Here is a 6348-nt window from a genome sequence, read left to right on the forward strand (position 1 = left end):
AGCAGACCTGAACGAAACGAGAATTGTGTTACCCATGTCGTCGGTTTGAAGTGTTACCCATGTCGCCGGTTGCTCAAAGTTTCCCTACACCGGTACCCTCACTGTCGCGCGGAGGCCGCCCATCGGGCTGTCGCCGAGCATGATGTCGCCGCCATGCGAACGGGCGATGTCGCGGGCGATGGCCAGTCCCAGGCCGGTGCCGCCCTCGTCCTGGTTGCGGGCGTCGTCGAGCCGCAAGAACGGCTTGAACACCTCCTCGCGCATGTCCGCCGGAATGCCCGGGCCGTCGTCATCGACGGTGATCGTGAGATAACGGTGGTCGCGGTGGCCGGTGATCGAGATCGCGTTGGCGTGCCGCGCCGCATTGGAGACGAGATTGCCGAGGCAGCGCTTGAACGAGGCCGGCTTCACGGTCACGACGGGCAGTCCGTGGAAGGCGACGGTCGCGGTGTGGCCGTGGCGCTCGGCGTCGTTGCGCAATTCCTCCAGCGCCATCGTCATGTCGGTGGGCTGTGCGACCTCGCCAGAGTCGCCGCGGGCGAAGGCGAGATAGTCCTCCAGCATCATCGACATCTCGTCGACGTCCTTGCGCATGGCGTCGATCTCGGGGCCTTCGCCGAGCAGCGCGAGCTCCAGCTTGAAGCGGGTCAGGATGGTGCGCAGATCGTGCGAGACGCCGGCGAGCATCGCGGTGCGCTGCTCGATCGTGCGCTCGATGCGCGCCTTCATCTCCAGGAAGGCGTGCGCCGCACGCCGCACCTCGCGCGCGCCCCGTGGCCGGAAATTCGGTGCCTCCCGGCCTTTGCCGAAGCTTTCGGCGGCGTCCGCCAAACGCAGGATCGGCTTGATCTGGTTGCGCAGGAACAGCACCGCGACGATCAAAAGGATCGTGGAGGTGCCGAGCATCCAGAAGATGAAGATCTCCGAATTCGACGCGTAGGCGGCGCTGCGCAGCGCGAAGATGCGCATGATCGCGTCGTCGAGCTGCACGCGGATCTCGACCAGGTTGGATCTGCCGACGGTGTCGATCCAGAACGGACGGCCGATCTGGCGGCCGAGCTGCACCGACAGCGACTGGTCGAGCAGCGAAAAGAACGGCTTTGGCCCGGGTGGCGGCATGTCGCCGGGAGGCAGGAAATCGACCACGAGCTGGAGCCGCTGCGCGATCCGGCGCACCTGCGCGCGGTCCTTGTCCTGCGGATAGGTCTTGTAGACGTCGATGAGAGCGGCGATGTCCTGCACCACAGCGGCGGAGAGGCGGCGCGTCACCGTGTTCCAGTGCCGTTCCATGAACACGAAGGCCACCACGGTCTGCAGCACCACCATCGGCACGATCATGATCAGCAGCGCGCGGGCATAGAGGCCGGTCGGCATCCAGCTCTTGAACGCGTTTCCCATCCGGCCATTGGCTCGGGAGACGCGCTGCGAGGCGTTGCGGATCAGGCTCAGGCCCGTGTCGATCGTGCTCATGGCGGATAAGGCTTAAGGCGAGGCCACCAGGCGATAGCCGATGCCGCGCACCGCCTGCAGGAACAAGGGATTGGCGGGATCGCGCTCGATCTTGCGCCGCAGGCGGTTGATCTGCACGTCGACGGCGCGCTCGTTGACGGTGCCGCCTCCGGTCAGCGCGCCGCGCGGCACGGTTTCGCCGGGGCTCGCGGCGAGGACGCGCAGCATGTCCCGCTCGCGGTCGGTCAGATGGATGATCTCCTCGCCCTGGCGCAATTCGCCGCGGTCAAGATGGAAGACGTAGGGGCCGAAGGCGATCTGCTCCAGCGTCTGCGCCGGCGGCGGCGCGGTGCGCTTGAGGATGTTGCCGATCCGCAGCACCAGTTCGCGCGGCTCGAACGGCTTTGCCACATAGTCATCGGCGCCGATCTGCAGACCCTCGATGCGGGCTTCCGCCTCGTGGCGCGCAGTGAGCATGATGATCGGCACCGACGAGGACGCGCGGATGAAGCGCGCGAGATCGAAGCCGTTCTCGCCGGGCATCATCACATCCAGGATCAGCAGGTCGAAATTGAGCCCCAGTAGTTTGGCGCGCGCGTCGCTGGCGCTCATGGCGGTCGTGACGCGATAGCCTTCGCCGCAGAGGAAGCGCGAGAGGAGATCGCGGATGCGGCGATCGTCATCGACCAGCAGCAGGTGCGGCGCGTCGTCGGCCGGTTTCATCGGCATTCGTGCCGTCGCCGCGGCAATGGTTGCTCCCTGCGTCACGTTCACTCCCTCGTCTTCTTGGCCGCGCCGCCGAAGATCGTCTCCAGCACCTTGTCGGGATCGTCGCGGTCGATCATCGCGCGCAGGAACGCCCGCACGGTCTCGACGCCGCCCGGATCGAGGCCGGCGACCGCGCGGTTGATGCGGTCGGTCTGCAATCCCGCCAGCTTGGCCACCAGCGCTTCGCCCTTGGCGGTGGCGTAAAGCAGCCGCTGCCGCCGGTCATTGCTGCCGGTCTTCTGCAGGATGTAGCCTTCATCGAGCAATTGCTTCAGCACGCGGCCGAGCGATTGCTTGGTGATGCGCAGGACGTCGAGAAGATCGGCGACCTTGAGCCCCGGATAGCGCGTGACGAAGTGCATCACCCGATGGTGGGCGCGGCCGAAGCCGAACGCCTCCAGCTCCTGATCGGCATCGCCGACGAAGTCGCGATAGGCGAAGAACAGGAGCTCGATGATGTCCCAGCGCAAATCGCCCGTCCGAGGCCCGGGAGCGGATACGTCCGTTCCCGGAGAATCGGGCTGCGCTGCTGCCGTTGAGAAATTTATGTCAGCCATATTGACGTATCTTGGGTTCAATGTTACAAAACTGCCAGTCACGACGAAATTTTAAATCGTTTCGTCCCTGGCAAAGTTTAGATCGGCCACGAGCAGACCAGTGATGGAGGCTTGGGCCGCAAATTGGGACTACCGTGCGATTGTCGAGCGGCATTTCGACAAAACATACTGGACTTCAGCATCCGGCAAAAGCATGTCCTTTCGGACATGACGGCGATGGAAACCGGCCGTAAGGCTGGCGGTGAAGTCCAGGCCGACAAAGCCAGTCAGGCCCGGAGAGACCGGCGCCAGCAATCGCGCGGATTCCGACAGCGGGAAGCAAGGGCGGAAAGCAAAGGATATGAGTTTGAAATTCGAAATCCAGCCTGCGGCGAATGCGACCTCGGACAAGGAGCGCGCGACAAGGCTCGTGGACCCGGGCTTCGGCCGGATTTTCACCGATCACATGGCTGTGGTCCGCTACAATCAGGCGAAGGGCTGGCATGGCGCGCGCGTCGAATCCCGCGCGAATTTCACGCTCGATCCGGCCACCGCCGTCATGCACTACGCGCAGGAAATTTTCGAAGGCCTCAAGGCCTACAAGCGCGACGATGGCGGCGTGAACCTGTTCCGTCCCGACGCCAATGCCCGCCGCTTCTGGAATTCGGCTGAGCGCATGGCCATGGCGCCGCTGCCCGAGCCCGTGTTCATCGAAGCGGTCGAGCAGCTCGTGCGCATCGACCGCGCCTGGATTCCGGGCGGCGAGGGCAGTCTCTACCTGCGGCCCTTCATGATCGCGAGCGAGGTCTTCCTCGGCGTGAAACCATCAGCGGAATACATCTTCGCCGTCATCGCCTCGCCGGTCGGCTCCTATTTCAAGGGCGGACCCGCGCCGGTGTCGATCTGGGTGTCGGAGAACTACACGCGCGCCGCGATCGGCGGCACCGGCGCCGTCAAGTGCGGCGGCAACTACGCCGCGAGCCTTCGGGCGCAAGCGGAGGCCATCGAACACGGCTGCGATCAGGTGGTTTTCCTCGATGCGGTCGAGCGCCGCTACATCGAGGAACTCGGCGGCATGAACGTCTTCTTCGTGTTTGCCGACGGTTCGCTGCTGACGCCGCCGCTCGGCACGATCCTGCCGGGCATCACGAGGGATTCGATCATCGCGCTCGCGAAGGATGCCGGCACGCCGGTGCGCGAGGAGGCCTACACGATCGACCAGTGGCGCGCTGATGCCGCCAGCGGAAAGCTGAAAGAGGCCTTCGCCTGCGGCACGGCGGCCGTGATCTCGCCGATCGGCAAGGTGTGTTCCACGAGCGGCGAGTTTCTCATCAACGGCGGTGAGGCCGGCCCTGTCGCCATGGGGCTGCGCAAGCAACTGGTCGACATCCAGTACGGTCGCGCGGCCGACCCGCACAACTGGATCAAAAAGGTGCTGTGACCGGCGGCGGATTTATTCCGCCGCCTCGGCGCGACGGTTGCCGCATTCTCCATCCGCTGCTAAATGCGCGCCCATGGCCGACAAACCCAAAAAACCGCAGAAGCTGAAGGCGCGCCTGCCGCGCGGGCTCGAAGATCGCGGGCCGACCGCGATCGCCGCGACGCGCCGGATGACCGAGACCATCCGCGAGGTGTTCGAGCGCTACGGGTTCGAGCCGGTGGAAACGCCGGCGATGGAATATACCGACGCGCTCGGAAAATTCCTGCCTGACCAGGACCGCCCCAACGAGGGCGTGTTCTCGTTCCAGGACGATGACGAGCAGTGGATCTCGCTGCGCTACGACCTGACCGCGCCGCTCGCCCGCTACGTCGCCGAGAATTTCGATCACCTGCCGAAGCCGTATCGCAGCTATCGCGCCGGCTACGTCTTCCGCAACGAGAAGCCGGGCCCCGGCCGCTTCCGCCAGTTCATGCAGTTCGATGCGGATACGGTGGGCTCTGCCTCGCCGGCCGCGGATGCCGAGATGTGCATGATGGCGGCGGACACGATGGAAGCGCTGGGGATTCCGCGGGGCAGCTATGTGGTGAAGGTGAATAACCGGAAGGTGCTTGATGGAGTGATGGAGAGCATCGGACTTGGCGGCGAGGAGAATGCTGAAAAGCGGCTCACGGTTTTGCGCGCAATCGATAAATTGGATCGGCTGCGATATGACGGTGTACGTCAATTGCTCGGCGAAGGCCGCAAGGACGAAAGCGGCGACTTCACCAAGGGGGCGGGACTTGATGAGACACAGATTGCATCGATCCTCGGGTATGCAATCCCGAGCGATTATTATCTGAGCACTGATGCTCCGCACAATCAAACGAGCAGACCCGATGTTCCGATCTGGCGTTTGGTCAGGGAGGGCGGGTCAATTCCTGACGACCGCCTGCATTCGGTGCCCGAAAATCCCGACGATCAGATGTTCTGCGACATCGCAGCTTATATCGAACGTATGAGGGAATTCGTTGGATCGAGCCAGATTGGCCGCGAAGGCGTTGACGAACTCTTGGCCATCAACTCTCTCGTCAGGTCAGCAGGCTACGGTACCAACAGGATCGAGATCAGCGCATCCGTCGTCCGCGGTCTCGAATACTACACCGGTCCGGTCTACGAAGTAGAACTCATGCTGGAAACCAAGGACGAAAAAGGCCGTCCCGTTCGCTTCGGCTCCGTCGGCGGCGGCGGTCGTTATGACGGCCTGGTCTCACGCTTTCGTGGTGAGCCGGTGCCGGCGACGGGATTTTCCATCGGCGTGTCGCGGCTGCAGGCGGCGCTGACGCTGCTTGGCAAGCTCGATACGCGGCCGCAATTCGGGCCCGTGGTGGTGACGGTGTTCGATCGCGAGCGGGTCGCGGATTATCAAAAGATGGTCGCGCAGTTGCGTAGCGCCAACATCCGCGCCGAGCTCTATCTCGGCAATCCCAAGAACATGGGCAACCAGCTCAAATATGCCGACCGCCGCAACTCGCCTTGCGTCATCATCCAGGGCTCCGATGAAAAGGCGCGCAGCGAGGTGCAGATCAAGGACCTGATCGAAGGCGCGAAGGCCGCCGCGGCGATCGCTTCGAACCAGGAATGGCGCGAGACCCGTCCGGCGCAGTTTTCGTGTGCGGAGGCTGACCTCGTCGCGAAGGTCCGCGAGGTGCTGGCGCGGCATGAGGTGACGTGGGGGTAGCTGAATTCGTCATACGCGGGCTTGACCCGCGTATCCATCTTCAAAATGATGGATTGCCGGGTCGAGCCCGGCAATGACGGCCGGGCCAGTGAACGACAACAAAAGGGAGAGCGAGAGATGCCTGAGATCACCGTGAACATGGCTGCCGGCCGCACCGAAGAGCAGAAGAAGGGCATGATGCTCGACATCACCCAGGCGCTCGTGAAGAACCTCGGCGTCGACGCCGAAGCCGTCGTGATCCAGATCAACGAGGCGCCGCTCACCCACAAGATGAAGGGCGGCAAGACGTTCGTTGAGCGCGCCGCCGCGGCGAAGAAGTAGCTCTCGTCGTCCCCGCCTTGTGCGCAATTGCGCACTGGAGCGGGGACCCATATGTGGACGGCCCCCGTGGCACAAGAGCTTTTGAGGTGATCGGATCGCTGCATCCATATGTCCGG

At 63.9% G+C, this 6348-nt stretch carries 6 protein-coding genes; 3 read left to right on the forward strand and 3 right to left on the reverse strand.

Translation table 11 applies throughout. The annotated features are described in order from the left end of the window. Positions 1-84: 84 nt before the first annotated feature. From AAFX91_RS37565 to AAFX91_RS37575, 3 genes are read right to left on the reverse strand one after another with little or no spacing between them, the layout of a single operon-like run. Positions 85-1470 carry an ATP-binding protein gene (locus tag AAFX91_RS37565; RefSeq protein WP_130583711.1) on the reverse strand — a complete coding sequence of 462 codons (1386 nt, stop codon included), beginning with the start codon at positions 1468-1470 and terminating at the stop codon, positions 85-87. Positions 1471-1482: 12 nt separating this feature from the next. Beyond that, positions 1483-2178 (reverse strand): response regulator, encoded by a 696-nt coding sequence (locus AAFX91_RS37570; RefSeq protein ID WP_130583714.1) that lies wholly within the window; start codon positions 2176-2178, stop codon positions 1483-1485. 41 nt (positions 2179-2219) lie between these two features. After that, the gene (locus AAFX91_RS37575) at positions 2220-2774 is read right to left on the reverse strand and encodes a MarR family winged helix-turn-helix transcriptional regulator (RefSeq protein WP_028163906.1); all 555 of its coding nucleotides are present in this window, start codon (positions 2772-2774) and stop codon (positions 2220-2222) included. Positions 2775-3114: 340 nt separating this feature from the next. On the opposite strand from AAFX91_RS37575, the gene AAFX91_RS37580 reads away from it, so the two are divergent. The 3 genes from AAFX91_RS37580 to AAFX91_RS37590 all read left to right on the forward strand — a co-directional run bounded on the left by AAFX91_RS37580 (position 3115) and on the right by AAFX91_RS37590 (position 6232). Beyond that, the gene (locus AAFX91_RS37580) at positions 3115-4194 is read left to right on the forward strand and encodes a branched-chain amino acid aminotransferase (protein WP_130583712.1); all 1080 of its coding nucleotides are present in this window, start codon (positions 3115-3117) and stop codon (positions 4192-4194) included. A gap of 73 nt (positions 4195-4267) precedes the next feature. After that, positions 4268-5911, forward strand: coding sequence for a histidine--tRNA ligase (locus AAFX91_RS37585; RefSeq protein WP_394569865.1), 1644 nt, complete (start codon positions 4268-4270; stop codon positions 5909-5911). 117 nt (positions 5912-6028) lie between these two features. After that, positions 6029-6232, forward strand: a complete 204-nt coding sequence (locus tag AAFX91_RS37590; protein WP_028163903.1) for a tautomerase family protein — start codon at positions 6029-6031, stop codon at positions 6230-6232. The last annotated feature ends 116 nt before the right edge of the window (positions 6233-6348 follow it).

It is taken from the genome of Bradyrhizobium sp. 31Argb, assembly GCF_043638955.1.
Classification (GTDB): Bacteria; Pseudomonadota; Alphaproteobacteria; order Rhizobiales; family Xanthobacteraceae; genus Bradyrhizobium.